Origin of the sequence: Ciceribacter sp. L1K22 (assembly GCF_017599385.1) — a bacterium.
Classification (GTDB): Bacteria; Pseudomonadota; Alphaproteobacteria; order Rhizobiales; family Rhizobiaceae; genus Allorhizobium.
The window spans coordinates 939,902-966,009 of record NZ_JAGFPK010000001.1; the positions used below are offsets into that span (position 1 = coordinate 939,902).

The window sequence follows — 26,108 nt, forward strand, 5'->3', positions numbered from 1 at the left end:
AGCCTTCGCAAGTGTTCCGCCCCTTGCCGCCAAAACCTTGATCCTCTAAGACACCGGCACCTGAAAATCACAAGAAATCCGGTGCCCGCATCATGAGCGACAAGAACAAGAAGCCCCAGAAGCTGAAGGCCCGCCTGCCGCGTGGTTTCGTGGATCGCGAGGCCGCCGATATCAGGGCCGCCGCGGAGATGATGGAGAAGATCCGCGAGGTCTACGAGCGCTACGGCTTCGACCCGATCGAGACCCCGCTTTTCGAATACACCGACGCGCTCGGCAAGTTCCTGCCCGACTCGGACCGCCCGAACGAGGGCGTCTTTTCGCTGCAGGACGACGACGATCAGTGGATGTCGCTGCGCTACGATCTGACCGCCCCCATGGCTCGTCACGTCGCCGAGAATTTCCAGGAAATCCAGCTGCCCTACCGCACCTATCGCGCCGGCTACGTCTTCCGCAACGAAAAGCCAGGCCCCGGCCGCTTCCGCCAGTTCATGCAGTTCGACGCCGATACCGTCGGCGCACCGGGCGTCCAGGCCGATGCCGAAATGTGCATGATGATGGCCGACACGCTGGAAGCGCTTGGCATCAAGCGCGGCGACTATGTGATCCGGGTGAACAACCGCAAGGTTCTCGACGGCGTGATGGAAGCCATCGGGCTGGGTGGAGAGGAGAATGCCGGTCGGCGGCTAGGTGTGCTGCGGGCGATGGATAAGTTCGACAAGTTGGGAATTGAAGGCGTACGTTTGCTGTTGGGCAAAGGTCGAAAGGACGAATCCGGCGACTTCACAAAAGGTGCTGAACTCGATGATGAACAGATTCGAATTGTCACCAATGCGCTGTTTTTTTCACCATCAGAAACAGTCGAAGATGGTGCTATAGTCCATAGTAATCAGCGCGTTCTGGCGTTTCTAGCAGCTAACCAGCGGTCCAATGACTCGCTGCAGCAAGGCTATGACGAACTCTGGTCGATGTCCGAAATGTTCAGATCGGCCGGATATAAGGAAGATCAAATTCGAATTGACGTGTCCGTCGTCCGCGGCCTGGAATACTACACCGGCCCCGTCTACGAAGCCGAACTCACCTTCGACGTCACCAATGAAAAGGGCGAGAAGGTCGTCTTCGGTTCGGTTGGCGGCGGCGGGCGGTATGACGGTCTCGTCTCGCGCTTCATGGGTCAGCCGGTCCCGGCCACGGGCTTCTCGATCGGCGTCTCGCGCCTCATGACGGCCCTGAAGAACCTCGGCAAGCTCGGTCAGGACGACGTGCAGGGTCCGGTCCTCGTCACCGTCATGGATGGCGATGTCGAGAGCATGGGCCGTTACCAGCGTTTCACGCAGGCTCTGCGAGCCGAGGGCATCCGCGCCGAAATGTACCAGGGCAACTGGAAGAAGTTCGGCAACCAGCTGAAATATGCCGACCGCCGCGGCTCGCCGATCGCCATCATCCAGGGCGGCGACGAACGCGAACAGGGCGTCGTGCAGATCAAGGACCTGATCGAGGGCAAACGCCTGTCCGGCGAGATCACCGACAATGCCGAATGGCGCGAGGCCCGCGTCGCGCAGGAGGTGGTGCCCGAGGCGGAACTGGTCGCCAAGGTGAAGGGCATCCTCGCCGCCCAGGCGGAAGATCGCCGCCGGGCGAAGGGCGGCTGAAATGCCCCGGACCGACATGCCGGAATTCGCTGGCACCATTCTGCAGGAATTCGGCTCGCGTGGCACCACACGCGTCGACACGCCGGTGATCCAGCCGGCCGCCCCCTTCCTCGACATGGCAGGCGAGGATCTGCGTCGTCGTATCTTCCTCACGGAAAACGAGCGCGGCGACAGCCTCTGCCTGCGCCCGGAATTCACCATCCCCGTCTGTCTTCGCCATATCGAAACAGCAACAGGCACGCCGAAACGATATGCCTATCTCGGCGAGGTTTTCCGTCAGCGGCGTGAGGGCTCCAACGAGTTCTATCAGGCAGGCATCGAGGATCTCGGTGATCCCGCCGTTGCTGCCGCTGACGCAAGGGCGATCGCCGATGCGCAGGCAGTGTTGGCGCGCCTCCTCCCCGGTCGTCGTCTGTCGATAACGCTGGGCGATCAGAGCGTGTTCGAGGCAGTGGTCCACGCGCTCGGCCTGCCGGCCGGCTGGCGCAAGCGGCTCATCCACGCATTCGGTGACGCCGATCATATCGAGCAATTGCTGCTGAAGCTCGCCTCGCCGCAGAATGGCAGCGGACTGGAGCCACAGGTCGCGACCCTTCTTGCACGCGGAGACGAAAGGGCACTCATTGCCCATATCGATAAAACCATGCAGGAAACCGGCTATTCCACCAATGCCAGCCGCTCACCAACCGAGATCGCCCAGCGCCTGAAGGAGAAGCTGACGCTAGCCGAAACTCGTCTCGATGGCGCTGCACTTCTGCTTTTGCGCGAGTTCCTCTCGCTCGAACTGCCGTTGTCGGAAGCCTCCGCGGCACTCTCCGGTTTCGCCGATGCGGCGGGTCTGAGGCTGGGCGACGCGGTGTCGCGCTTCGACGAACGCGTCGCGGCGCTCGCCAATCTCGGCGTCGATCTCGAGGGGGTTGTCTATCGCGCTGCCTTCGGCCGTCCGCTCGACTATTACACCGGCCTTGTCTTTGAAATCGCGATGGAAGGCCAGGGCGCCATCCTCGCCGGCGGCGGTCGCTTCGATCGCCTGCTGACCTTGCTCGGCGCCGAAACCCACATTCCGGCGGTCGGTTTCTCGCTCTGGCTCGATCGCATCGAGAGCGCGAGGAGCGTGCCATGACGATCACCATCGCACTGCCGTCCAAGGGCCGGATGAAGGATGACGCCACCGCTGTCTTCGAGAAGGCCGGCATGAAGATCGCTGCCGTCGGCAATGACCGATCCTATCGCGGTCGCGTCGAAGGCTGCGATGATGTCGAGATCGCCTTTCTTTCAGCGTCGGAGATTTCGCGCGAAATCGGTAATGGTACGGTCGATTTCGGCGTGACGGGGGAAGACCTCGTACGCGAGGGACTGGCCGATGCGGATGGTCGCGTGGAATTCTGCGCGCGCCTGGGCTTCGGCCACGCCGATGTCGTGGTTGCTGTTCCGGAAATCTGGCTCGATGTCGACAGCATGGCCGATTTGGGCGACGTGGCGGCGGATTTCCGAACACGCCATGGCCGCCGCCTGACCATCGCGACGAAATACTGGCGTCTCACGCAGCAGTTCTTCTCCCGCCAGCACGGCATCCAGCTCTACCGCATCGTCGAAAGCCTCGGCGCGACGGAAGGTGCGCCCGCTGCCGGACAGGCGGACATCATCGTCGACATCACCTCCACCGGCTCGACGCTCCGGGCAAACCATCTGAAAATCCTGTCCGATAGCGTCATCCTTCGATCCGAGGCCTGTCTGGTTCGAGCCCGCAAGGCGGAGCATGAAGCTGACGCGACGGTGGCGCGGATCGTCAGCGCGATACAGTCGGTGCTCTGATGGATGAGGCCGAACGGATCGTTGGCCTTTACGAGCGGCATGCGGTTGCCTTTGATCGCATAAGAGGCCGGAACCTGTTCGAGAAACCATGGCTCGATCGGTTTGCGGAAGGCCTTTCGACGAATGCTGCGGTGCTCGATATCGGGTGTGGTTCCGGTGAACCGATGGCCGCCGAGCTTGTAGCGCGAGGACTGCGTGTCACCGGCATTGACAGCTCGGCGACGCTGATCGACCTCTGCCGCAGCCGGATGCCGGGTTCCGAATGGCTGGTGACTGATATGCGAACGATGGACCTTGGGCGGCGCTTTCAAGGTCTCATCGCCTGGCACAGCTTCTTTCACCTCACGCAGGATGACCAGCGATCTATGTTTGCCCGCTTTGCCGCGCATGCGGCGGCGCGCGCGATGCTGATGTTCACCTCCGGTCCCGCCGACGGCATAGCAATTGGTGAATTCGAGGGTGAACCTCTCTATCACGCGAGCCTGGCGGCGGAAGAATATCGGGTACTTCTGAAAGACAACGGCTTTGTCGTCGTCGATCACGTGGCGAATGATCCTGATTGCGGCGGGGCGACGGTGTGGCTGGCGCAAAGGGTATGAATTTGCCGGTCCCGCCAGCCTTCTGACCTGTCCCTACTTCATCGTGATATGGACCCAGCCGCCTGTTTCACCGGTCAGCACACCCTGGTCGGCCGGAGCAGGGCGCTCGAGAGCCTTGAAGAGAGTCTCGGTCTTCGTCCAATAAGGCACATACCATTCGCGATCGACATCCATGATCAGAACCCGGTCCGTTGCGGCATCATAGGCACCGATCGGCGACACGTGCGGTCCGTCCCAGTCTCCGGTAACCACACCCTGGTTGAAATAGACCAGCATGAGGTCCTTTGCCGATTCCTCGTTCGCGGCCAAGAGCGCGCGGAACGCATCAAGTGTCGCCGTCGTGTCCTTCGTCGGCTGCGCGGCCTCGACCTTCGCATCAATGTTGAATGCTTTCAGACTCTGGGCGGTATCCTCGGTGAGGTCGGCGAAGGTCACGCCGTCCCCCTCGTCGGCTGCCTGCTCGGCCCAGCGTTCATCCTTGGTCGCTTCCAGGAGGTTGTCCTGGGTCACGAGGGTGTCCTCGGCCATGGCGGGCAGTCCGCGAAGCGTGTTCACCGCAATCGTTACCGATGCGAGCGAGCATGCCGACGATGTTTGTTGGTGGATGTAGAACGGGGAAATTGCCCAGTAGTCTGGCGCGGCGGCGGTTTTGAGATAAGCGTGATCGGCCGTGATCGGTGTCGCATCGGCTCCAAGTTTCGGCTTCGGCGGGTCGGCCGCTATGGCAGCGCCATTCGCCGTCAGCAGTGCGATCGACAGGGTTGCTGTTCGTAGGAATGTCATGTCTGCCTCTCCGATCATTTGACGAGGCACTATCCCACAAAGGCAAGCGAAAACAAGAAGAGGCCGCCGAAGTTCTCCGGCGGCCTTCCGATCAGTTCTCGACGGTGTATCAGGCGATTGCGGTAGCGGCGCCGCGGCGGGCGTCGATCGAGTAGGCGCCGGCGCCGATGACGGCGAGAAGGATATAACCGCCGGCGAGGGTGATGTTCTTCATGACCATGATCTGGTTCAGCGTGTTGATCCAGCCGAGCGCGCCTTCCGGCCAGCCTTCGATGGCCACGGTGCCAGTGTGGAAGACGAGACCGGTGAAGACGCAGAAGAGCGCCACCGTCCAGGCGGTGATCCGGGTCTGGAAGCCGACGAGCAGGAAGAGGCCAGCGATCAGTTCATAGAGGCCGGCGAGGTAGGCAAGTGCGGTTTCTGCCGGGAGACCGGCGCCGGCGATCATGCCAGCGGTGCCGGCCGGATCGGCAAGCTTGCCAAAACCGGACATGATGAACATGAAGGAAAGCAGCACGCGGGCAAGAAGAATGAGCACGTTATTGGTCGAGGACATGTGTTTCTCCTGAAACGATGGAACGGACTTGCTATGCGCAGTGGCCGCAAGATGCGTTTTTTCCATCGTCTCGCATAGATAAACAACGATGCACATTTCGTTCGAGAAACGTGAACAGTAGTCTTTTAATGCTGCTGTCGTCTTACGCGAGCCGGGCGAGGGCGGCGGCGGAAATCTTGAACTTAGGAAACAGAAAGACGCCGGCCATGGTGCCGACTTCGGCCTGTTCCTCCAGTCCTGTCGATTCCCCGATGCAGAACACCGGCTGGCGTCGACCATCGCCGTGATGGATTGTCGTGGAGTAGCAGAAGGACGACGAGGTCGTCGCGGCTTGTTCGAAAAGTCCCAGGATGTGTGCCCTGTCCTGGGTTTCGTAACACCGCATCATGCTCAGCAGCCCACACTCGGGCCCATCCACACCGTGGAGCGCCTTTGCATATTCGCCAAGGCGGATGACGCCATTGGCAAGGTCGCCGACCCAGCCCTCGGCCATTGAAAATCGATTGATCAGGTCCAGGCCACTCTCATCCGTGGCGTTATGCGATGCGTCGAAGGCTTCATCTACGCTGGACTTGCATATTTTGAACAAGACGATCCCCCAAAAGTCTTAAGCCAAAGCAGGCTTCTCCGGCAGCGCGGAGAATTTTAAGAAGATTGCCGCCAACGGCCCCCCGGGGCGGCAAATTCAGTATCAGTTTTACGCTACTCGACCCCTCGACGATACGATTGCAACCAATCGTCGTCACCGGCCCCGCAATATGTTTCCGTCTGACGCATGTCCGATCGCCGCCGTTGATTTTTCCATCGGAAGCCCTCGGACATCGAAATATTCCGAACGACATCTAATGCGTTGGCGGGTGATTGAAACTCGGGCAGCGTTATAGTTGCTTTTTCCTCTTCGGCAATTCTTTTTTGCATAGCGACGAGAATGCTCGCCTAAGTCATTGTTTTTGCCGTTTGTGTACCATTTCGTTACAGTTCATTTTTCCACATGTCGCGTTCGACCGTCGGAACTCCCGGCGCCGCTGGCGTGGTGATGGTCGTAGACCCCTGGCCAGAATTCGCGTCTCGCGGATTGCGGTCTTCCTTTTTTAGAAACTCTAACATCACCGATATATAAATCAATTGCCGATTGAGCCTTCCCCTCGGGCCTGTTCTTTGCTTTTTGGAGTAAAGCCAAAGAAAAGGGCGGCCCGGAGACCGCCCTTCCAAATGAACCGGCTGGTTCAGATATGAGGCATATGCCTCACATCATGTCCATGCCGCCCATGCCGCCCATGCCGCCCGGCATGCCGCCGGCAGCTTCCTTCTTCGGAAGTTCGGCGATCATGGCTTCGGTGGTGATCAGCAGCGATGCAACCGAGGCTGCGTTCTGCAGGGCGGTACGAACGACCTTGACCGGGTCGACGATACCCATGGCGATCATGTCGCCATATTCCGACGTCTGGGCGTTGTAGCCGAAGTTGTCGGTGTTGCTTTCCAGGATCTTGCCGACCACGATCGAAGCTTCGTCACCAGCGTTGGTGGCGATCTGGCGAACCAGCGACTGCAGCGCCTTGCGGACGATGTTGATGCCGGCTTCCTGGTCGTCGTTCGCACCCTTGACGGTGATCTTAGTGGACGAGCGCAGCAGAGCCGTGCCGCCGCCGGGAACGATACCCTCCTGAACAGCCGCGCGGGTCGCGTTCAGGGCGTCGTCGATACGGTCCTTGCGTTCCTTGACTTCGATTTCCGTCGAGCCACCAACGCGGATCACGGCAACGCCGCCAGCGAGCTTGGCAAGACGTTCCTGCAGCTTTTCGCGGTCGTAGTCCGAAGTCGTTTCTTCGATCTGAGCCTTGATCTGGGCAACGCGGCCTTCGATGTCCGACTTCTGGCCGGCACCGTCGACGATCGTGGTGTTTTCCTTGGAGATCGAGACCTTCTTGGAGCGGCCGAGCATGTCGAGCGTGACATTCTCGAGCTTGATGCCGAGATCTTCGGAGATCACGGTGCCGCCGGTCAGGATCGCGATGTCTTCCAGCATGGCCTTGCGGCGGTCGCCGAAGCCCGGAGCCTTGACGGCAGCGATCTTGAGGCCACCACGCAGCTTGTTGACGACGAGCGTTGCGAGAGCTTCGCCTTCGACGTCTTCAGCGATGATGACGAGCGGCTTGCCGGTCTGGACGACAGCTTCGAGAACCGGGAGCATGGCCTGAAGGTTCGAAAGCTTCTTCTCGTGCAGCAGGATGTAGGCATCCTCCAGGTCAGCAACCATCTTTTCCGGGTTGGTGACGAAGTAGGGCGACAGGTAGCCGCGGTCGAACTGCATGCCTTCGACGACTTCGAGTTCGGTTTCAGCGGTCTTGGCTTCTTCGACGGTGATAACGCCTTCGTTGCCGACCTTCTGCATGGCTTCCGCGATGTCACGGCCAACCTGCGTGTCGCCGTTTGCCGAGATCGTACCGACCTGGGCGACTTCTTCCGAAGTCGAGATCTTCTTGGCCTTGGCCTGGAGGTCCTTGACGACTTCAGCAACAGCAAGGTCGATACCGCGCTTCAGGTCCATCGGGTTCATGCCGGCGGCAACGGCCTTGTTGCCTTCGCGAACGATGGCCTGGGCAAGAACGGTTGCGGTCGTGGTGCCGTCGCCGGCGATGTCGTTGGTCTTCGAAGCAACTTCGCGGACCATCTGCGCGCCCATGTTCTCGAACTTGTCTTCGAGTTCGATTTCCTTGGCGACCGATACACCGTCCTTGGTGATGCGCGGAGCGCCGAAGGACTTGTCGATGATGACGTTACGACCCTTCGGGCCGAGGGTAACCTTCACGGCGTCAGCGAGGACGTCGACGCCATGCAGCATCTTTTCGCGCGCGGTGCGGCCGAATTTGATTTCTTTAGCAGCCATATTCAAAACTCCCGGAGCTTAGCTCTTTGGTGAATTGTTGATGTGGGATACGGATCGGCAGATCAGCCGATAACGCCCATGATGTCGGATTCCTTCATGATCAGAAGGTCGACGCCATCGAGCTTGACTTCGGTGCCCGACCACTTGCCGAACAGGACGCGATCGCCGACTTTGACGTCGAGAGCCACCTGCTTGCCGTTTTCGTCGCGGGCACCCGGGCCGACGGCGACGATTTCGCCTTCAGCCGGCTTTTCCTTGGCGGTGTCCGGAATGATGATGCCGCCCTTGGTCTTTTCTTCGGACTCGACGCGCTTTACAACGACGCGGTCGTGCAGGGGGCGGAAGTTGGTGCTTGCCATTGTCTAATCCCTCGATCAAATGACATTGGCGGATCTCAGGGACCCGCGTGATGATGTTAGCACTCGCCATTGAAGAGTGCTAGCGACGTCGATTTAGGGATAGCATCGTGCGGAGTCAAGAACGGCTCCGAAAAAACCGTGAGCCGCACCTGATTGGGTGACTAGAGTGCGCGAGGCAGCGCTGGCGGTCAGAGCGGCATCATCTGAAACACGCCGAAATGCCCAGCTATGCGGTTCTCCGCCAGGAACGCAGCGGGTTCGAATTGCGTGCTCTCGTAGAATGCGTCGACGGCCGCCTTGGCCTGGCGGAGTGATGCCGCGTTTTCCCATTCCACCACCGTCACCACTTCGATCCGATCCTCGACTTCCATGATCGCGACCCTGTTGTAGAGGCAGCCGGACAGAGTGTCGAAATAGCCATGGATGAGCGCGAGACGGTCTGCAAAGGCAGCAAGGCTGTCGCGAGGGCAGTCGAAGCGATCAATACGGAAAATGCTTGCACTACGAGGAAACACGGAAGCGGCGTTCATGAGGGTTCTCCGGAAGAGTTGTCATTGAATACCGCAGACGATAGAACCTCAAGTAAACTTGAGATCAAGGGCAAATGATGACGAGTGGCAGGAAAATGACGGACGGGTTTCTGACGGTCGGCGAGGTCGCGTTGCGCGCCGGTATCGCCGTCTCCGCTCTTCACTTTTACGAGCGGGAGGGTTTGATCGGCAGTTGGCGGACTTCCGGAAACCAGCGCCGCTATCCGCGCGGCGTCCTTCGACGGGTCGCGCTCATCAAGACGGCGCAACGGCTCGGAGTGCCTCTCGCCGACGTCCGCGAAGCGCTCGCCACCTTGCCGCAGGACCGCTCGCCGACGGCCGCTGACTGGCGGCGGCTGTCAACCAATTGGCGTAGTAAGCTGGACGAGCGCATCCGCACGCTCGTGGCACTCCGGGATCAACTTGACACTTGCATCGGATGCGGCTGCCTGTCGCTGGATGATTGCCCGTTGCGCAATCCGGATGACAGTCTTCGCAAGGAAGGTCCAGGCCCGCGCCTTATGCCCTGATAGCGCTACGCGGCAAAAGACCTTGCCTTTGGCCTCCGCCTTTGCAATGTGGGCCGCTGACTTCATCGAACCGGGATCGGGGTACATGGCCGCGCGCATCGAAAACCTGAACGCTATCAGCGATCGTTATGACGTCGTGCTCTGCGACGTATGGGGCGTGCTGCACAACGGCGTGGACGCCTTCGCGTCGGCGTCGGACGCCCTGTCCCGCGCTCGGGAGAACGGCTTGACCGTCGTTCTTATCACCAATTCGCCTCGCCCGTCGCCGGGCGTCATCAGCCAGTTGCGGATGATCGGCGTCGCCGATACCGCCTATGACCGGATCGTGACATCGGGAGACGTGACCCGCACGCTGATCGCCGCAGGCCCGAAGAAAATCTTCTTCCTGGGGCCGGACCGGGACCTGTCGCTCCTTGATGGCATCGATGTCGTGCCGACAGACGTATCGGACGCCGAAGCCATTGTCTGCACCGGATTCTTCGATGACGAAAAGGAAGTTCCGGAAGATTATCACGAGATGCTTGCCGGCTTCTCCGCCAGGAGCATTCCGTTGATCTGCGCCAATCCGGATCTCATCGTTGAGCGTGGTAGCCGAATGATCCCGTGCGCCGGAGCCATCGCCGCCTACTACCAGCAACTGGGTGGAGCGACCCGGATCGCTGGAAAGCCGCACAGCCCGATCTACGAGGCATCGCTCGTGGCGGCCCGCGATGCCCGTGGCGGCGAGGTTGATATGACGCGCGTTGTCGCCATCGGCGACGGTATGCCCACGGACGTGCGTGGCGCTCTCGATTATGGCCTGGACCTGCTCTACATCTCCGGCGGCATTCACGCTGCCGAATACACCGTAAACGGTAAGCCGGACGAGGCGATCCTCAATGCTTGGCTCGAACGCGAGAATGCGACACCGAAGTACTGGATGCAGCGCCTCGCCTGAGAGAATTCCCGATGACGGTTTTTCATCGCAACGAGAAGAAGGACCTGCTGCCGGACCGCCTGAAAGGCGGTGTGGTCGCCATCGGTAATTTCGACGGCGTACATCGCGGACATCAGAGCGTGCTGGACCGTGCGCTGGAACTTGCCGGAGACCGCGGTGTTCCGGCGCTCGTGCTGACGTTTGAGCCGCATCCTCGCACTGTTTTCCGTCCCGATGCCCCTGTGTTCCGGTTGACGCCGGCGCCATTGAGGGCACGCCTCCTGGAGGCGATGGGTTTCCACTGTGTGATCGAGTATCCCTTCGACATGGAGTTCTCGCAACGCTCTGCCGAGGAGTTCGTGAGGACCATTCTTGTCGATTGGATCGGCGCCAGCGAAGTGGTCACCGGTTTCGATTTTCACTTCGGCAAGGGCAGGGAAGGAGGGCCAGCCTTCCTGATGAACGCGGGGAGCCGCCACGGCTTCGGCGTCACTCTCGTCGATGCGTTCCGGGATGAGGGATCTGAAGTGGTCTCGTCCAGCCGTATCCGCAAACTGCTGTCGGAGGGCGCCGTTTCCGAGGCCGCCGGGCTGCTTGGCTATCGCTTCACTGTCGAGGCGGAGGTCATCAAGGGGCAGCAACTGGGCCGGACCTTGGGCTATCCCACGGCGAACATGGCCCTTGCTGCAGAGTCTGAACTGAGGCCCGGCATCTATGCCGTCCGCTTCCGCCGACAGAACGGAACTCTCCACGACGGCGTTGCGAGCTTCGGCTATCGTCCGACGGTCACCGATCACGGCGCCGCACTGCTTGAGACCTATGTCTTCGATTTCGCAGGAGATCTTTACGGTGAACTCTGTTCCGTATCCTTCTTCGGCCACCTGCGGGACGAACTGAAGTTTGATGGACTGGAGCCCCTCGTCGCTCAGATACGGCAGGACGAAGATGAGGCAAGAGCGCTTCTTTCGGACGTGCGGCCGCTTGGCTCTCTGGATGCCTCCATTTCGTTCTGAATGCTGTTTTTCGAACGAGTTTTCGGCTAGTCCAAACGAGAATACGACTTCATCAATTATTCTGAAACCTGTTGCCTATCTAATGTAACAACACACAATTTAAAATAGAAGTGTTGGATGCTCGATCTCAGTACGGTCTTTCTTTATACCGCGCTGCTTAATCTCGCGGTTGCGATAGCGACAACAGTTGGCTGGCTGAGCAATCATCGTCAGAAAGAGCTGTTGATCTGGTGCCTTGCTGCCTGGTCCATCGTTGTCGGCGGCATGATGATGGCCATGCCGAAGACCGTTGGCTTGCAGGCGATCGAGTATATAGGTGGCATCGTTTATATCTGCATGGCCGGCCTTCTGGCGCTCGGCTTCAAGGAATTCTTCGGACTGCGCTACCGCTGGTGGGAGGCGTTCGTCGTCTCGCTAGTGGTGTCCATTTGCCGGGTTGGTCTGAAAGTCATGGATTTTCCGATTTCGGCCCACGTTCCTCTCATTTACCTTGGCACAGCGGCGAATCTGGTGTTCGCGGCGACCGTGATTCACCGGGCGACGCGTGGCAGGAAGCTGCCCTCCAGTCGCCTGGCGGTGGTGGTTTATAGCCTGTTCGCATTTGCCAATGCCGTGGTGGCCGCAATAGCGGCTGTATCTCCATTGCGCATCGAAGATGGTCTTCCGGTCGCGTCCTGGCTCGGCCCGACCAGTATTCTCCTTGCCATCTTCACGTTGAGCGCATTTCTGCTGACGATCGTCTTGAAGCTTGAACGGGTGAGCGAAGACCATCGCAGGCTCGCCGATACCGATTACCTGACGGGTATTCTCAATCGCCGCCGGTTCATGGAGGAGGCGGAACTGCTCTCACGCACAACGGGCGGCGCGATCGCGTTGATCGATATCGATCATTTCAAGCGCATAAACGATACCCACGGCCATGCTGGCGGGGATGATGCGCTGGTTCAGTTTTGCGAACATGTTGTCTCGGCAATGCCGGCGAACGCCGTCTTCGGCAGGTTAGGCGGAGAAGAGTTCGGTCTTTGCCTGCCGCGCCACGACCATGCGGCTGCGACCATCGTCCTCGAACATTTGCGGAGTGCGATCGCCGCCCGCGAAATCCGCTCCGGAAAGAGTGCGTTCTACCTTACATTCTCATGCGGCTTTACAGTCATGGATCGCGACGACCGGGCGCTTGACGCATGGGTGGTTGAAGCGGACCAAAGCCTCTACGTCGCCAAGACGGAGGGCCGCAATCGTGTTGTCGCGACTCCGGTCAATCGTGAGCCGTCGACCCCAACACACGTCTATTCCCGTACGGCCTGACCGACCGCGAAACCGTTTCGGGAAATAATAGTGCGCCCTTTGTCGGCCTCCGACATTCTTGTTCCCGACCTCTTCCTTTTCCCCGTAAAACCGCTTAAACAACCGCCACCATGACCCGGGTTTGGCTGCGTATCTCTATTCGAATTATTGGCCCGGCCTTCCGCGCGCTTTGAAAGCTGCCGGAGGGTCCGGGTTCTCGGCGCTTTTCCGGCGCCTCCTCAACCGCCAGATTTCCCGATTTTTTCCGGCGCATACGCGCCGCTGCGATGGCTAGATCATGACCGATACCGCTGAAAAAGTAGACTACTCCTCCACCCTCTATCTGCCCGAGACCGACTTCCCGATGCGCGCCGGCTTGCCGCAGAAGGAGCCGGAAATGGTGAAACGCTGGCAGGAGATGGGCCTCTACAAGCGCCTGCGCGCCTCCGCCGCCGGCCGCGAGAAGTTCGTCCTCCACGACGGCCCGCCCTATGCCAACGGCAACATCCATATCGGCCACGCGCTCAACAAGATCCTGAAGGACGTCATCAACCGCTCCTTCCAGATGCGCGGCTTCGACGCCAACTATGTGCCCGGCTGGGATTGCCACGGTCTACCGATCGAGTGGAAGATCGAGGAAGAGAACTACCGTTCGAAGGGCAAGGAAAAGCCCGACCTCAAGCAGCCCTCGGCGATGATCGAGTTTCGCAAGGAATGCCGCGCCTATGCCGAAAAGTGGATCGGCGTCCAGTCGGAAGAGTTCAAGCGTCTCGGCATCGAGGGCGACTTCGACAATCCCTACACGACGATGAACTTCCACGCCGAAGCCCGCATCGCCGGCGAACTGCTGAAATTCGCCAGCTCCGGCCAGCTCTACCGTGGATCGAAGCCGGTGATGTGGTCGGTCGTCGAGCGCACGGCGCTCGCGGAAGCGGAAGTCGAATACCAGGACTACGAGAGCGACACGATCTGGGTGAAGTTCCCGGTGACGGAAGGGCCGGCCGATCTCAAGGGCGACTTCGTCGTCATCTGGACGACGACCCCGTGGACCATGCCGGGCAACCGCGCGATCTCGTTCTCCTCGCGCTTCGCCTACGGTCTCTACAAGGTCAAGGCGGCTGAAAACGACTTCGGTCCGCAGCCCGGTGAAAAGCTGATCTTCGCCAAGCGGCTCGCAGACGAATGCGCCGCCAAGGCCAAGGTGACCTTTGAATTGGTTCGCGATATCGAAGGCGATGAACTCGCATCGATCACCTGCGCCCATCCGCTCGCCGCACTCGGCTACGACTTCAAGGTGCCGCTCCTCGACGGCGACCACGTCACCGACGACGCTGGTACCGGTTTCGTGCACACCGCGCCCGGCCACGGCCGTGAGGACTTTGACGCCTGGATGGACAATGCCCGGGCGCTTGAGGCTCGCGGCATCTCGTCCCGCATCCCCTTCACCGTCGACGATGCCGGCTACTACACCAAGGATGCTCCTGGTTTCGGCCCGGATCGCGCAGGAGGTCCGGCGCGCGTCATCGACGACTCGGGCAAGAAGGGCGACGCCAACAAGGTCGTCATCGAAGCCCTGATCGCCGCGAACAACCTGTTCGCTCGCGGCCGCCTGAAGCACACCTATCCGCATTCCTGGCGCTCCAAGAAGCCTGTGATCTTCCGCAACACGCCGCAATGGTTCGTCTACATGGACAAGGACCTCGGCGACGGCTCGACCCTGCGCTCGCGTGCCCTCAAAGCCATCGACGAGACCCGCTTCGTGCCGGCCATGGGCCAGAACCGCCTGCGTTCGATGATCGCCGACCGTCCGGACTGGGTTCTGTCGCGCCAGCGCGCCTGGGGTGTGCCGATCTGCGTATTCGCCGATAGCGATGGCAATGTGCTGAAGGACGAGAAGGTCAATGCCCGTATCCTCGAGGCCTTCGAGGCCGAAGGGGCGGACGCCTGGTTCGCCGAAGGCGCCAAGGAGCGGTTCCTCGGCAACGAGCATGATCCGGCCAAGTGGACCCAGGTCATGGACATCCTCGATGTCTGGTTCGACTCGGGCTCGACCCACGCCTTCACGCTCGAAGACCGACCGGACCTCAAGTGGCCGGCCGACGTCTATCTCGAAGGCTCCGACCAGCATCGCGGCTGGTTCCATTCGTCCCTGCTCGAAAGCTGTGGCACGCGCGGCCGCGCACCTTACAACGCCGTCATCACCCATGGCTTCACCATGGCGGAAGACGGCCGCAAGATGTCGAAGTCGCTCGGCAACCAGGTCTTCCCGCAGGACGTGATGAAGGAGTCGGGCGCCGATATCCTGCGTCTCTGGGTCATGACCACCGACTACTGGGAAGACCAGCGTCTCGGAAAGTCGATCATCCAGACCAACATCGATGCCTACCGCAAGCTTCGCAACACCATCCGCTGGATGCTCGGCACGCTCGCCCACGACAAGGGCGAGGAGATCGACTATGCCGACATGCCCGAGCTCGAAAAGTTGATGCTGCACCGCCTGTCGGAACTCGACGGCATGGTGCGTGAAGGTTACGACCAGTTCGATTTCAAGAAGATCACCCGCTCTCTGATCGATTTCTCCAACATCGAGCTGTCGGCCTTCTACTTCGACATCCGCAAGGACGCACTCTATTGTGACGCGCCGTCGTCGCTGCGTCGCCGGGCGAGCCTCGCGGTCATCCGCAAGCTGTTCGATTGCCTGGTGACATGGCTCGCGCCGATGCTTCCCTTCACCATGGAAGAGGCCTGGCTGTCGCGTAATCCTGCCGCCGAGTCCGTTCATCTCGAACAGTTCCCGGCCGTTCCCGCCGAATGGCGCAACGACGCGCTGGAAGCGAAGTGGGCCAAGATCCGCGACGTGCGCTATGTGGTCACCGGCGCTCTCGAAATCGAGCGCAAGGACAAGCGCATCGGTTCCTCGCTGGAAGCCGCCCCGGTCGTCCATGTCGCCGATCCGGAACTGCTTGCAGCGCTCAACGGGCAGGACTTCGCCGAGATCTGCATCACCTCCGCTATCACGGTCGTGGGTGACGAAGGTCCGGCGGATGCTTTCCGCCTGCCGGAGGTGGCCAAGGTCTCGGTCGAGCCGAAGCTTGCCGAAGGCAGGAAGTGCGCCCGCTCTTGGCGGATCACCACCGATGTCGGCTCCGATCCCGATTACCCGGATGTGTCGGCGCGCGATGCGGCGGCACTTCGGGAGCTTGCGGCGCAACGTTAAGGAAAAGTCACCGGATGATTTGCGCTTTCGCGGGTCATCCGGTAAATTTGCCTGAAATTGGCCGGAATTTTCCGTCAGGCGGTGGACAAAGGTCGTCTGTACGGCGGGCCGGCAAGGCTGGAAGGTTTTCATGATCAGGGCAGACGCGTTTCGAGTAACCGCTGGTTTGGCGGGCATTTTGCTGGGTTGCGTGGGGCTGACGGGCTGCGTGGGGAGCCCGACCTACGGCACCGACAAAACGGCAATGGAGCAATTGGTCGATGACCTCGGGTCAGCCGTGTCCGTCGGGGCGTCACCGAACAAGAACGCCAACGTCAAATACAATCCACGTCCCGAACTCGTGATGCCGCCGTCTTCGGCGCAGACCGCGCTCGTGGCGCCGCAGCCCTCGGTCGCCAATCGCGAACTGAACCCGGAATGGCTGGAAACGCCGGAAGAGGCGCGCGAACGTCTTCGCAAGGAAGCGGACGAGAACGCCGACAATCCGAATTACAAGTCACCGCTGCTTGAAGGCTACGGCACCAGGGGAACGATGACCGAGAGCCAGAAATGGGAAGCCTTCCGCGAAGCGCGTCAGATCCAGAAGGGCGCCTATCTCGATCAGCGCCGTTTCCTCGCCGACCCGCCGACGCAGTATCGTACGGCGTCGGACCCGGCCGTTCTCGAGGACTTGGGTGAGCCGGAACTCAAGAAGGAGCGGCGCCGCAAGAAGGAAGCCAAGGCCGCGCAGCAGACCAGCCAGTGGTGGATTCCCTTCCAATAAGCTGAATTCCAAAGGTACTATCATAGGCAGGCCCATGGCCTGCCTTTTTCTTGAGGTGACCATGAATTTTGAGGTGCGCGACTCCACGCCGGCCGATGTAGGCACGATCCTGCGTTTCATCACCGAACTCGCCGACTATGAGAAGGCGGTCGATCAGGTCGAGGCGACGGTCGAGAGCCTGACCGCCACCCTTTTCGGGCCCGGCGCGGTCACCAGAGCGGTGCTACTGGAGGCCGATGGTGTTCCGGCCGGCTTTGCCGTCTGGTTCTACAGCTATTCCACGTGGCAGGCCAGAAACGGCCTCTATCTGGAGGATCTCTACGTCTCGCCCGACTATCGCGGATCTGGTGCAGGCAAACTGCTGCTGCGCCATCTGGCGAAAGTGGCGGTCGAAAGCGGATGCGGGCGGTTCGAGTGGAGCGTCCTCGACTGGAACGAGCCGGCGATCCGCGTATACGAGGCGATCGGCGCAGAGCCGCAAACGGAGTGGATACGCTACCGTCTCGCGGGTGACCAACTCCGCGATTTCGCCGCCGGATAGATATGTCTGGCTCAAGACAGGTTTCGGGTCTGTCGTCCGATCAGCGCAATATGCAGAAGGTGTACGACCGGGCCGACCACCGATAAAATCAGCAGCGCGATGTCGCGCTCGGCAAGCTCGGTTTCAAGCGCTATCACAAGCAGCATGATGGCCGAGATCAGCAGCGGCGTCAGGGAAAGAGCCACCAGCCGCGGCGCGGTCCAGTTGACCCTGCCGGATACGGACCATTGCATCGGCAACCGTCGCATGCCCGGCGCGACGATGAAGTAGGCTGAAGCCGATATCGCTCCCATGCCGAGCACAGCCAGAATGGCGACCAGGATCATCCCACCTCCCTCTTCTCTAGGAAGAATGAGCGAAGCAGCTCCGCTGCCTCGCTTTCGGCCAGCCCAGAATAGACGTCAGGCGCATGGTGGCAAGTCGTCTGGGTGTAGAAGCGCCCCCCATTGTCGACACCGCCGCCCTTCGGATCCTCGGCGCCGTAATAAAGCCGGCGGATACGGGCGAAGGAAATCGCCGCGGCGCACATCGCGCAGGGTTCGAGCGTGACGTAGAGATCGGCGCCCGACAGTCGCTCCTGACCAAGCAGCGCGCTCGCGGCGCGTATGGCCTCGATCTCTGCATGCGCGGTGACGTCGTTCTTCTCCCGTGTCCTATTTCCGCCTCGCCCGATGATCGTTCCGTCGAGCACCACGACCGCGCCGACCGGCACTTCGCCCCGCTCTGCGGCTGCCTTTGCCTCCGTCAGCGCGGCCTGCATGAACCCGTGCGATTCCGCCATATGACGAATTCCTCTTAACCCCGGCGTCCTGACCTGATAGGAGACGGACAAAGCTCAAGGCAAATATCAAATGACATCCAAAGACAAGCCCAGAAAATCCGCAACCGGGCCATCCGGTCGCGGCGGAAAAGACGCAACACGCAAGCCCGCGCCGGACAAGGCGAAACGGTCGCCAAAGCCCACCGCAATGGCAGCGGCTGCCACTCCTGCCGCCGATGAGGCAAAGCCGGAACGGATCTCGAAGCTGTTGGCCCGTGCCGGCGTCGCATCCCGTCGCGACATCGAACGCATGATCATGGACGGCCGCGTGCGGGTTAACGGAAAGGTCCTGGACACGCCGGTGCTCAATGCCACGTTCGCCGATCGCATCGAAGTGGACGGACAGCCGATCCAAGGCATCGAGCGGACCCGTCTCTGGCTTTATCATAAGCCTGCCGGTCTGGTGACCACCAATTCCGATCCGGAAGGTCGTCCGACCGTCTTCGAGAATTTGCCGGAAGATTTGCCGCGCGTCATGTCTATTGGTCGCCTCGATATCAACACCGAGGGACTTCTACTTCTCACTAATGATGGCGGACTGGCGAGGGTGTTGGAACTTCCGACCACCGGCTGGCTCCGGCGCTACCGTGTCCGGGCCCATGGCGAAATCGACCAGGCGGCGCTCGACGCGCTGAAGGATGGCATTGCCGTTGACGGCGTGCTCTATGGATCGATCGACGCCACGCTCGATCGCTCGCAAGGTCGCAACGTCTGGATCACCATGGGTCTGCGCGAAGGCAAGAACCGCGAGATCAAGAACGTGCTTGGTGCGCTCGGCCTCGATGTAAACCGTCTGATCCGCATCTCCTACGGTCCGTTCCAGCTCGGCGATCTCGGCGAAGGCAAGGTCGTCGAGGTGCGGGGCCGCATGCTGCGCGACCAACTTGGGCCACGACTGATCGAGGAGGCCAAGGCCAATTTCGAGGCGCCGCTTCACGACCGCAAGGCCGTCGACGCCGAGGATGAGACCGAAAAGCCCGCCAAACGCGCGAAGCCAGCCCGTGAATGGGGTCGTGACGACCGCGAGGCGGCCCGTGACCGTCTCGACACGCGCAAGCCTGAGGGCCCTCGTGGTGACCGGAAGGGCAAGTCCGAAGGCTTCCGTCGCGATGATCGGGACCAAGGACGTGGCGGTGTTGGCGACCGGCCGAAGCGGACGCCCGCGATGAAGAGCCGTACGAGCAATGTCTGGATGGCGCCTGGCGCCCGCCCCATAGCGGAAAAAAAAGCCGGCGACGAGTCTGCTTCCGCCAAGGCTCCGCGTCGCGAGGCGGCAGGTCCCGGCAAGCGCTATGGGCGGGACAAGGACGGAAAGCCGACAAAGGGAATGACGCGCTTCGATCCCGATCGGAAGAGTTTCGATGACCGCGGTCGCCGCGACGAGGGGCCGCGGGTTCAGGTGAGCCGTGCCCGCGACGAGGATGGCGAATGGATCCGCGCCGAGTCGCCCGCCAGCAATCCGCGAGGCGGCGACGATGGCAAACGCGGTTTCGGTGAACGCGGTCCCCGGCGAGATTTCGGCGATCGGCCGGAGCGAGGCGATCGTCCGAAATTCGATCGCGGCGAGCGTTCGGGTGCGCCGCGGGGTGATCGGCCGACATTCGACCGAGGCGACCGCCCGGCTGGCGATCGCGCCGATCGTCCGCGTGGAGCCAAGCCGTTCGGGGATAAGCCGAAGGGTGGAAAATCGTTTGGCGGCAAGCCCGCCGGTAAATCCTTCGGCGGCAAGCCGGGTGGCAAGCCTTCCGCAGGCCGTCCCGGCGGCAAGGGACTTGGCGGCAAGCCGTCGGGCGGCGGCCGTGGTCCCGGTCGTGGTCAGAGGTAAACCGCTGTGAGGGTAGTCGGCGGTGAATTCCGTGGCCGCTCGCTGGCCACGCCGAAGTCCAATGCGATCCGACCGACGACGGACCGGGCGCGCGAGAGCCTTTTCAATATTCTGGCGCACGCTTATCCCGAAGCTCTGGACGGGACCCGGATACTCGATCTGTTCGCCGGTACCGGTGCCGTCGGCATCGAAGCGCTGTCGAGGGGATGTCGATCGGCACTGTTCGTCGAAAACAGTGTCGAGGGACGCGGCCTGATCTGGGAAAACATCGATGCCTTGGGCCTGCATGGCCGTGCGAGGATGTTGCGTCGGGACGCGACATCACTCGGGTCGGTCAGTAACATGGAGCCGTTTCATCTCCTCTTTGCCGATCCGCCCTATGGCAGGGGTCTGGGAGAGAAGGCGCTGAAAGCTGCGTTTCAGGGTGGCTGGCTGTTGCCCGACGCTCTTGTCGTTCTGGAAGAAAGCGCGGATGTGACCGTCGTCCTCGATCCGGTTTTCAGGCTGATCGAGGATCGCGATTTCGGCGATACACGCATGCATTTCTACCGCTACAAGCCGACCTGATGCAGGAGGCTCCATCAGGCCGGCTGAGAGAGATTACTCCGTGACAGACAACGCCACTCCGTCCCTGAGCAAAGCGAATGATCCGACGGTGGCTATTGCGCTCGGTGCGGGCGGTGCCCGCGGTTTTGCCCACATTTCCGTCATCGAGGCGCTCGACGAGATGGGCATTCGCCCTGTCTGCATCGCCGGCGCGTCGATGGGAGCCTTGATCGGTGCCGGCATGGCGGCCGGAATGCGCGGCCGGGAAATTCGGGAATATGTTCTCGAAACGGTAGGGAAACGGTCGACAGTCGCCAATCGTCTCTGGAATCTGGGGCCGGGAACCATGCGGGACGCGCTCGGCGGCTTTCGGCTGGGGCAGTTCAACCTGGAACGCATCCTAGCCGCGTTCTTGCCGCCTGAACTGCCGGCGGACTTCTCTGCGCTGCGTATTCCGCTGAAAGTGGTCACCACCGACTATTATGCCCAAAGCGAGTCGATCCGTGAGGAAGGAGCGCTGCATCCTGCGCTCGCCGCGTCTGCCGCGATACCGGTACTTTTCATGCCGGTCGAGATCGATGGTCGCATCATGGTCGATGGCGGCATCGTCAATCCCGTACCCTATGAACACCTTCGGCCTCTGGCGGACATCGTGATCGCCGTCGATGTCGTCGGAGCCCCGGATGGGGAGGGCGTGCCCAATCGCTTCGACAGCCTTTTCGGCGCATCGCAACTGATGATGCAGTCCATGATCGCACTCAAACTCAAGCTGTCAAAGCCGGACATCTTCCTGCGGCCGCCCGTCAACGCCTTCCGGGTTCTGGATTTCGTCAAGGCCCGTCAAGTGCTGGAAGCAGCGGATGGCGTAAAGGATGATCTGAAGCGGCAGATCGAGACCGCGATCGAGGTGCGCCTTCGCAGTGCGATCGCCTAGCGATCCATCTCCTCGCCAACGGCCTCGGGGAAGCGAGCAGCAGACTCCCCGTCGTCGCTCTGCCGCTTCGGCTTGACGAGAGGCTCGGGACGCACCGGTCGGTTGTGGAGCATGTGACGTCCTGCCAGGATACCCTCGGCAGCCTGTATTTGCAGCCTCTCCTCATCGCGGACGCGAATGTCGTCCAGGATCGCTTGTGCTTCGGTCTCTGTCATTCCGAGTGCTTCTAGCGTTTTGCGACCAAAAAGCAGACCCGATTCCAGCGTCTCTCGCAGTTCGTATTCGACGTCGCGCGACCGGAGCGACAGGCTATGGATACGGTCGTAGGAGCGGACGAAGAGCCGCGCCTCGGGATACTCCTCCTTCAGGAGGTCGACGATCCGATCGGTGGTTTCCTTCTTCTGCGTACAGATCGCGACGATCTTCGCGCGTTCGATGCCGGCGGCGCGCAGCACGTCGAGCCGCGTTCCGTCGCCAAAATAGATGCGAAAGCCGAAGGAGGCGGCCTGACGAACACGGTCGACGGAATCGTCTATGATCGTCACGTCCCTTCCGCTTGCAAGCAGGATTTGCGCCGCAATCTGACCGAAGCGGGAGAAGCCCACCATGATGACATCGGCATCGGCGCCTTCGAAATCCTCGTCCATCTTCTCAGCCGCGTCTTCCGTTTGAAGACGCCGCGCAAGGATTGCACCGAGCGGCGTCAAGGCCATCGTAAGTGTCACCATCGAGATGAGCATGGAGGCAGTCGCCCCCGATAGCAGTCCGACAGTGGTCGCGGTGGTGAACAGCACAAAACCGAACTCGCCGCCCTGGGGCAGAAGGAAGGCGACGCGGATCGCGTCGTCACGGCTCGATCCGGTGGCGCGGCAGAGCAGATAAAGGACGATCGCCTTCAGGATCATGATGACCAGTACGCCGCCGACGATCAGAAGGAGATTGTCGAGGATCACGTCGATCTGCATCGACATGCCAACTGCCATGAAGAACAGCGCCAGCAGGATGCCGCGGAACGGCTCGATATCCGCTTCAAGCTCGTGGCGATAAGACGACTCCGCGAGCATTACGCCCGACAGGAAAGCGCCCATGGCCATGGAGAGACCGGCGACCTGCATCAGAGTTGCGGAACCTATCACGACGAGCAACGCTGCTGCGATCATCACCTCTCGCGCGCCTGTCCTGGCGATGACGCCGAACATCGGCGTCAGGATGTAGCGACCGGCAACGAGCATAGCCACGATCGCGCCAACCGCGATTGCCGCTTCCTGGTAGAAGGGCGTCTCCGCCCCCTCCGCCTGGCCTCCGAGAAGGCTGACCATCGCAAGCAGTGGGACGATGGCGAGGTCCTGCAGCAGAAGAATGGAAAAGGCTCGCTGGCCATACCGCGTGTTTCGGTCGCCCTGGTCGTTCAGAAGCTGGAGCGCGAAGGCCGTGGACGAAAGCGCAAGGCCAAAGCCGATGACGAGGCCACCGCGCCAGTCCACCAGTCCCATCAACACCGGAAGGACGGACAGGATCAGCCCGCTGACGACCACCTGTGCCGTGCCAAGGCCGAAAATATCGGCGCGCATGTGCCAGAGGCGCGATGGTTTCAGCTCAAGGCCGATGATGAAGAGCAGAAAGACGACACCCAGTTCGGACACGCTGAGGATTTCCCCCGTCTCCGAAATGAGGTGCGCCAGCGGTCCGATGACCACGCCCGCCGCCAGGTATCCAAGCACCGTGCTGAGGCCCAACTGCCGAAACAAGGGCGCTGCCACCACCGCTCCGCCGAGCAACAGAAGCGTTTCGGTGAACATGACGTGCGAGGTGCTCATGCCTGGTTGTTCCTATTTGGGTGGCAATCCGGGGGAGATGAACCCTTTTTCCGGTATTCGACGCCGGCGGCCTTGATGACCGTTGTATTGCACAATAAATGGTGCCGGAACGAAAGGCCAAGCCATGTCTTCTGAAATCGACTCCGGAAACCTTCTGTCGCGTGCCGAGCAATTGGTCAACCTGGCGCGCGCCGCCGGCGCGGATGCGGCCGATGCGGTCGTTGTCCGGTCGCGGTCGCGGTCGGTATCTGTCCGCCAGGGCAATGTGGAGTCAACGGACTCCGCTGAAAGTGACGACTTCTCGTTACGGGTTTTTGTCGGCAAGAAGGTTGCCAGCGTGTCCGCCAACCCGGGCTTCGATCTCAAGGCCTTGGCAGAACGAGCCGTGGCCATGGCGCGCGTTTCTCCGGAAGATCCGTTCGCGGGACTGGCGGACGAGACCGATCTTGCCCGAATGCCTCTGGATCTTGAACTCTTCGATTCCACGGAGATGTCGAGCGAAGCCTTGACCGAGGCCGCACTTGCCATGGAAGCGGCCGCTCTGGATGTTTCAGGGGTCAGCAAGTCTGCCGGGGCTGGCGCGTCCGCCGGCATGGGTGGGCTCGTGCTGGTCACCTCACACGGCTTCTCCGGCAGCTACAAGGCCTCACGCTTCGGCCGGTCCGTTGGTGTCATCGCGGGCGAAGGCACGAAAATGGAGCGCGACCATGATTTTGACAGTCGTCTCTACGCCGCCGAACTGGATGCGCCCGAACTGATCGGACGTCGCGCCGGTGAACGTGTGGTGCGGCGCCTGAATGCACGTCAGGCGGATACGGGGTCGAACATCACGGTCGTCTTCGATCCGCGTGTTGCACGGGGATTTGTCGGACACATAGCGGGCGCCATCAACGGCGCGGCCGTCGCGCGCAAGACCTCCTTCCTTCGCGATCGAATGGGTGAGCAGGTCTTGAAGAAGGGCATCAACATCACCGACGAACCGCTGCGTGTTCGTGGCCCCGCCTCTCGCCCCTTTGACGGCGAAGGTGTGCGGGGAGAGCGATTGGTCATGATCGAAGACGGTGTTCTCAAGCACTGGTTCCTGTCTTCCTCCACAGCACGGGAACTTGGCCTGCGCACCAATGGTCGCGGCGCTCGCGGTGGAACGACGGTCTCCCCTTCATCCACGAACCTCGCATTGGAGCCCGGAGATATGTCACCGGAGGATCTGATCCGGTCGATCGGTACTGGCTTCTATGTAACCGAGCTCATCGGGCATGGCGTGGACATGATCACCGGCGAATACAGTCGGGGCGCCAGCGGTTTCTGGATCGAAAACGGCGAGCTGGCGTATCCCGTATCCGAAGTGACGATCGCATCGAACTTGAAGGATATGTTCATGCGATTGACCGTGGCTAATGATATCGATCGTAAGTTCGGTGTGGCCGCTCCCACGATTGCGATCGAAGGGATGACACTGGCCGGCCGCTGAACCGCCGTAGACTAGGGGTAAGGCCGATGGTGGCCCTCGCACAAACTGACTGGCTCGCCGACCTCGCTTTGATCGGCGAGGCTGCCCGCCGCGCAGGCGAGGTGGCTTTGTCGTATTTCGGGCAGTCGCCCGATGTCTGGTTCAAGAACGAGGGCCGTTCACCCGTCAGCGCGGCCGATCTCGCCGCGAACGAGATGCTGGAAACCATGCTCCGTGGTGCGCGACCCGGTTATGGTTGGCTTTCAGAAGAGACCGATGACGACCCCGCCCGGCTCTCCCACGATACCGTATTCGTCGTTGATCCGATCGATGGCACGCGTGCTTTCATTGCAGGTGAAAGAACCTGGTGCGTCAGTGTCGCCGTCGTTCATGAAGGGCGGCCGGTGGCAGCGGCACTGTATGCTCCGGCGCTCTCCGAGGAATATCTTGCATCAACCGGAGGCGCCGTCCGGAAGAACGGCGAGCCAATCGAGGTCGCGGGGCGCGATGGGCCTCGCCTTCGCGTCGCGACGCCGCAAGACATGCTGAACACGATAGATCCGATGTTTCGCGAGGGACTGGAGCGCGTAGCCCATATTCCCTCGCTCGCTTACCGTATCGCCATGGTGGCGGACGGGCGGATACACGCCACGTTCGTCAAGCGCAACTCTCATGATTGGGATCTCGCCGCTGCCGATCTCATCCTCGAACGCGCCGGCGGTCGTCTCACCGATAGCGCGGGAAGCACCTTGCAGTACAACCGGCCGGAAGTGCGTCACGAGGTGCTTTGTGCCGCAGCCGCCCCGTTGCTGCCATCCCTTCTCGCACAGCTTGCGCCAGCCTCTCGCGGTTGACCTTTGGAGCGAAATCGCGCAGATGAAATGTCGGTGAAATCATACTGGAAAGAACATCGCTTATGACGGAAACCGACGGTAAGAAGCAGCTTCTTCACCTGGTCTTTGGAGGCGAACTGTCGAGCCTTTCGGAGGTACAGTTCCGTGATCTCAATTCGCTGGATATCGTGGGCATTTTCCCGGATTATGCGAGTGCGCTCGCAGCCTGGAAGTCCAAAGCGCAGCAGACCGTGGACAACGCCCATATGCGTTATTTCATCGTCCACATGCATCGCCTGCTGAACCCGGCCGATACGCAGTGAGAAATCCGCGCCCGGAAGCTGTCGTTTCCGGGCGCCTCTATTTTAGCATAGTTATTGCGCATTGGATTTGTATGACAAACGGCAGAACGCCGGCAGACCCCTCCTCGAGAGTGATTGG

Annotated in this window: 26 protein-coding genes; 17 read left to right on the forward strand and 9 right to left on the reverse strand. The window is 61.0% G+C overall.

Annotated elements, in window-relative coordinates; translation table 11 throughout:
- The first annotated feature begins 92 nt into the window (after window positions 1–92).
- Genes hisS through J5J09_RS04600 form a run of 4 tightly spaced genes read left to right on the forward strand, consistent with a single transcriptional unit; the run spans window position 93 to window position 4,063 of the window.
- A complete protein-coding gene (gene hisS / locus J5J09_RS04585) occupies window positions 93–1,649 on the forward strand; it encodes a histidine--tRNA ligase (RefSeq protein WP_208548506.1) in 1,557 nt (518 codons plus the stop codon).
- 1 nt (window position 1,650) lies between these two features.
- On the forward strand, window positions 1,651–2,772 hold the full coding sequence (locus tag J5J09_RS04590; RefSeq protein ID WP_208548507.1) for an ATP phosphoribosyltransferase regulatory subunit: 1,122 nt from the start codon (window positions 1,651–1,653) through the stop codon (window positions 2,770–2,772).
- The gene (gene hisG, locus J5J09_RS04595; RefSeq protein WP_208548508.1) at window positions 2,769–3,464 is read left to right on the forward strand and encodes an ATP phosphoribosyltransferase; all 696 of its coding nucleotides are present in this window, start codon (window positions 2,769–2,771) and stop codon (window positions 3,462–3,464) included. The genes J5J09_RS04590 and hisG overlap by 4 nt, the downstream gene beginning before the upstream one ends.
- Complete coding sequence (locus tag J5J09_RS04600; RefSeq protein ID WP_208548509.1) at window positions 3,464–4,063, forward strand: class I SAM-dependent methyltransferase; 600 nt, start codon at window positions 3,464–3,466, stop codon at window positions 4,061–4,063. Before hisG ends, J5J09_RS04600 begins: the two co-directional genes overlap by 1 nt.
- A gap of 33 nt (window positions 4,064–4,096) precedes the next feature.
- Here J5J09_RS04600 and J5J09_RS04605 read toward each other — a convergent pair whose 3' ends face one another.
- The 6 genes from J5J09_RS04605 to J5J09_RS04630 form a co-directional block, all read right to left on the reverse strand.
- Window positions 4,097–4,846, reverse strand: a complete 750-nt coding sequence (locus J5J09_RS04605; RefSeq protein WP_208548510.1) for a phytochelatin synthase family protein — start codon at window positions 4,844–4,846, stop codon at window positions 4,097–4,099.
- A gap of 109 nt (window positions 4,847–4,955) precedes the next feature.
- Window positions 4,956–5,402 (reverse strand): DoxX family protein, encoded by a 447-nt coding sequence (locus tag J5J09_RS04610; RefSeq protein WP_208548511.1) that lies wholly within the window; start codon window positions 5,400–5,402, stop codon window positions 4,956–4,958.
- Between the two features lie 142 nt (window positions 5,403–5,544).
- Window positions 5,545–5,991: a hypothetical protein gene (locus tag J5J09_RS04615; RefSeq protein ID WP_246745785.1), complete on the reverse strand. Its 447-nt coding sequence runs from the start codon at window positions 5,989–5,991 to the stop codon at window positions 5,545–5,547.
- A 657-nt stretch (window positions 5,992–6,648) separates the two neighbouring features.
- Window positions 6,649–8,289, reverse strand: a complete 1,641-nt coding sequence (groL, locus tag J5J09_RS04620) for a chaperonin GroEL (protein ID WP_208548512.1) — start codon at window positions 8,287–8,289, stop codon at window positions 6,649–6,651.
- A gap of 62 nt (window positions 8,290–8,351) precedes the next feature.
- Complete coding sequence (groES, locus tag J5J09_RS04625; protein ID WP_208548513.1) at window positions 8,352–8,648, reverse strand: co-chaperone GroES; 297 nt, start codon at window positions 8,646–8,648, stop codon at window positions 8,352–8,354.
- A 188-nt stretch (window positions 8,649–8,836) separates the two neighbouring features.
- Window positions 8,837–9,178, reverse strand: a complete 342-nt coding sequence (locus J5J09_RS04630; protein WP_208548514.1) for a hypothetical protein — start codon at window positions 9,176–9,178, stop codon at window positions 8,837–8,839.
- Window positions 9,179–9,273: 95 nt separating this feature from the next.
- On the opposite strand from J5J09_RS04630, the gene soxR reads away from it, so the two are divergent.
- The 7 genes from soxR (at window position 9,274) to J5J09_RS04665 (ending at window position 17,442) form a co-directional block, all read left to right on the forward strand.
- Window positions 9,274–9,708, forward strand: coding sequence for a redox-sensitive transcriptional activator SoxR (gene soxR, locus J5J09_RS04635; protein ID WP_246745786.1), 435 nt, complete (start codon window positions 9,274–9,276; stop codon window positions 9,706–9,708).
- A gap of 85 nt (window positions 9,709–9,793) precedes the next feature.
- Window positions 9,794–10,645 carry a TIGR01459 family HAD-type hydrolase gene (locus J5J09_RS04640; RefSeq protein ID WP_208548516.1) on the forward strand — a complete coding sequence of 284 codons (852 nt, stop codon included), beginning with the start codon at window positions 9,794–9,796 and terminating at the stop codon, window positions 10,643–10,645.
- Between the two features lie 11 nt (window positions 10,646–10,656).
- Window positions 10,657–11,637, forward strand: a complete 981-nt coding sequence (locus J5J09_RS04645; protein ID WP_208548517.1) for a bifunctional riboflavin kinase/FAD synthetase — start codon at window positions 10,657–10,659, stop codon at window positions 11,635–11,637.
- A 117-nt stretch (window positions 11,638–11,754) separates the two neighbouring features.
- Entirely contained in the window at window positions 11,755–12,942 is a 1,188-nt protein-coding gene (locus J5J09_RS04650; RefSeq protein WP_208548518.1) for a GGDEF domain-containing protein, read from the forward strand.
- Between the two features lie 277 nt (window positions 12,943–13,219).
- A complete protein-coding gene (ileS, locus tag J5J09_RS04655; RefSeq protein WP_208548519.1) occupies window positions 13,220–16,138 on the forward strand; it encodes an isoleucine--tRNA ligase in 2,919 nt (972 codons plus the stop codon).
- Between the two features lie 130 nt (window positions 16,139–16,268).
- Window positions 16,269–16,901, forward strand: coding sequence for a hypothetical protein (locus tag J5J09_RS04660; RefSeq protein ID WP_208548520.1), 633 nt, complete (start codon window positions 16,269–16,271; stop codon window positions 16,899–16,901).
- A 61-nt stretch (window positions 16,902–16,962) separates the two neighbouring features.
- Window positions 16,963–17,442 carry a GNAT family N-acetyltransferase gene (locus tag J5J09_RS04665; RefSeq protein ID WP_208548521.1) on the forward strand — a complete coding sequence of 160 codons (480 nt, stop codon included), beginning with the start codon at window positions 16,963–16,965 and terminating at the stop codon, window positions 17,440–17,442.
- 11 nt (window positions 17,443–17,453) lie between these two features.
- On the opposite strand, the gene J5J09_RS04670 is transcribed toward J5J09_RS04665, so the two are convergent.
- Window positions 17,454–17,768, reverse strand: coding sequence for a hypothetical protein (locus tag J5J09_RS04670; protein ID WP_208548522.1), 315 nt, complete (start codon window positions 17,766–17,768; stop codon window positions 17,454–17,456).
- Complete coding sequence (locus tag J5J09_RS04675) at window positions 17,765–18,223, reverse strand: nucleoside deaminase (RefSeq protein WP_208548523.1); 459 nt, start codon at window positions 18,221–18,223, stop codon at window positions 17,765–17,767. Before J5J09_RS04675 ends, J5J09_RS04670 begins: the two co-directional genes overlap by 4 nt.
- 70 nt (window positions 18,224–18,293) lie before the next feature.
- On the opposite strand from J5J09_RS04675, the gene J5J09_RS04680 reads away from it, so the two are divergent.
- From J5J09_RS04680 to J5J09_RS04690, 3 genes are read left to right on the forward strand one after another with little or no spacing between them, the layout of a single operon-like run.
- Complete coding sequence (locus J5J09_RS04680) at window positions 18,294–20,087, forward strand: pseudouridine synthase (protein WP_208548524.1); 1,794 nt, start codon at window positions 18,294–18,296, stop codon at window positions 20,085–20,087.
- A 6-nt stretch (window positions 20,088–20,093) separates the two neighbouring features.
- Window positions 20,094–20,654, forward strand: a complete 561-nt coding sequence (gene rsmD, locus J5J09_RS04685; RefSeq protein ID WP_208548525.1) for a 16S rRNA (guanine(966)-N(2))-methyltransferase RsmD — start codon at window positions 20,094–20,096, stop codon at window positions 20,652–20,654.
- Between the two features lie 40 nt (window positions 20,655–20,694).
- Window positions 20,695–21,567, forward strand: coding sequence for a patatin-like phospholipase family protein (locus tag J5J09_RS04690; RefSeq protein WP_208548526.1), 873 nt, complete (start codon window positions 20,695–20,697; stop codon window positions 21,565–21,567).
- Here J5J09_RS04690 and J5J09_RS04695 read toward each other — a convergent pair.
- On the reverse strand, window positions 21,564–23,384 hold the full coding sequence (locus J5J09_RS04695) for a monovalent cation:proton antiporter-2 (CPA2) family protein (RefSeq protein ID WP_208548527.1): 1,821 nt from the start codon (window positions 23,382–23,384) through the stop codon (window positions 21,564–21,566). The two genes, J5J09_RS04690 and J5J09_RS04695, sit on opposite strands and share 4 nt — an antisense overlap.
- A gap of 124 nt (window positions 23,385–23,508) precedes the next feature.
- Between J5J09_RS04695 and J5J09_RS04700 the strand changes: the two genes are divergently transcribed.
- From J5J09_RS04700 to J5J09_RS04710, 3 genes are all read left to right on the forward strand, one after another.
- The gene (locus J5J09_RS04700; RefSeq protein ID WP_208548528.1) at window positions 23,509–24,855 is read left to right on the forward strand and encodes a TldD/PmbA family protein; all 1,347 of its coding nucleotides are present in this window, start codon (window positions 23,509–23,511) and stop codon (window positions 24,853–24,855) included.
- Window positions 24,856–24,881: 26 nt separating this feature from the next.
- The gene (locus J5J09_RS04705) at window positions 24,882–25,688 is read left to right on the forward strand and encodes a 3'(2'),5'-bisphosphate nucleotidase CysQ (RefSeq protein WP_208548529.1); all 807 of its coding nucleotides are present in this window, start codon (window positions 24,882–24,884) and stop codon (window positions 25,686–25,688) included.
- A gap of 62 nt (window positions 25,689–25,750) precedes the next feature.
- Complete coding sequence (locus tag J5J09_RS04710) at window positions 25,751–25,990, forward strand: DUF4170 domain-containing protein (protein ID WP_208548530.1); 240 nt, start codon at window positions 25,751–25,753, stop codon at window positions 25,988–25,990.
- The last annotated feature ends 118 nt before the right edge of the window (window positions 25,991–26,108 follow it).

Coding starts and splice junctions, on each gene's coding strand:
- hisS (WP_208548506.1), top strand. CDS start 93: ATGAGCGACAAGAACAAGAAGCCCCAGAAGCTGAAGGCCCGCCTGCCG.
- J5J09_RS04590 (WP_208548507.1), top strand. CDS start 1,651: ATGCCCCGGACCGACATGCCGGAATTCGCTGGCACCATTCTGCAGGAA.
- hisG (WP_208548508.1), top strand. CDS start 2,769: ATGACGATCACCATCGCACTGCCGTCCAAGGGCCGGATGAAGGATGAC.
- J5J09_RS04600 (WP_208548509.1), top strand. CDS start 3,464: ATGGATGAGGCCGAACGGATCGTTGGCCTTTACGAGCGGCATGCGGTT.
- J5J09_RS04605 (WP_208548510.1), bottom strand. CDS start 4,846: ATGACATTCCTACGAACAGCAACCCTGTCGATCGCACTGCTGACGGCG.
- J5J09_RS04610 (WP_208548511.1), bottom strand. CDS start 5,402: ATGTCCTCGACCAATAACGTGCTCATTCTTCTTGCCCGCGTGCTGCTT.
- groL (WP_208548512.1), bottom strand. CDS start 8,289: ATGGCTGCTAAAGAAATCAAATTCGGCCGCACCGCGCGCGAAAAGATG.
- groES (WP_208548513.1), bottom strand. CDS start 8,648: ATGGCAAGCACCAACTTCCGCCCCCTGCACGACCGCGTCGTTGTAAAG.
- J5J09_RS04630 (WP_208548514.1), bottom strand. CDS start 9,178: ATGAACGCCGCTTCCGTGTTTCCTCGTAGTGCAAGCATTTTCCGTATT.
- soxR (WP_246745786.1), top strand. CDS start 9,274: ATGACGGACGGGTTTCTGACGGTCGGCGAGGTCGCGTTGCGCGCCGGT.
- J5J09_RS04640 (WP_208548516.1), top strand. CDS start 9,794: ATGGCCGCGCGCATCGAAAACCTGAACGCTATCAGCGATCGTTATGAC.
- J5J09_RS04645 (WP_208548517.1), top strand. CDS start 10,657: ATGACGGTTTTTCATCGCAACGAGAAGAAGGACCTGCTGCCGGACCGC.
- J5J09_RS04650 (WP_208548518.1), top strand. CDS start 11,755: ATGCTCGATCTCAGTACGGTCTTTCTTTATACCGCGCTGCTTAATCTC.
- ileS (WP_208548519.1), top strand. CDS start 13,220: ATGACCGATACCGCTGAAAAAGTAGACTACTCCTCCACCCTCTATCTG.
- J5J09_RS04660 (WP_208548520.1), top strand. CDS start 16,269: ATGATCAGGGCAGACGCGTTTCGAGTAACCGCTGGTTTGGCGGGCATT.
- J5J09_RS04665 (WP_208548521.1), top strand. CDS start 16,963: ATGAATTTTGAGGTGCGCGACTCCACGCCGGCCGATGTAGGCACGATC.
- J5J09_RS04670 (WP_208548522.1), bottom strand. CDS start 17,768: ATGATCCTGGTCGCCATTCTGGCTGTGCTCGGCATGGGAGCGATATCG.
- J5J09_RS04675 (WP_208548523.1), bottom strand. CDS start 18,223: ATGGCGGAATCGCACGGGTTCATGCAGGCCGCGCTGACGGAGGCAAAG.
- J5J09_RS04680 (WP_208548524.1), top strand. CDS start 18,294: ATGACATCCAAAGACAAGCCCAGAAAATCCGCAACCGGGCCATCCGGT.
- J5J09_RS04695 (WP_208548527.1), bottom strand. CDS start 23,384: ATGAGCACCTCGCACGTCATGTTCACCGAAACGCTTCTGTTGCTCGGC.
- J5J09_RS04700 (WP_208548528.1), top strand. CDS start 23,509: ATGTCTTCTGAAATCGACTCCGGAAACCTTCTGTCGCGTGCCGAGCAA.
- J5J09_RS04705 (WP_208548529.1), top strand. CDS start 24,882: ATGGTGGCCCTCGCACAAACTGACTGGCTCGCCGACCTCGCTTTGATC.
- J5J09_RS04710 (WP_208548530.1), top strand. CDS start 25,751: ATGACGGAAACCGACGGTAAGAAGCAGCTTCTTCACCTGGTCTTTGGA.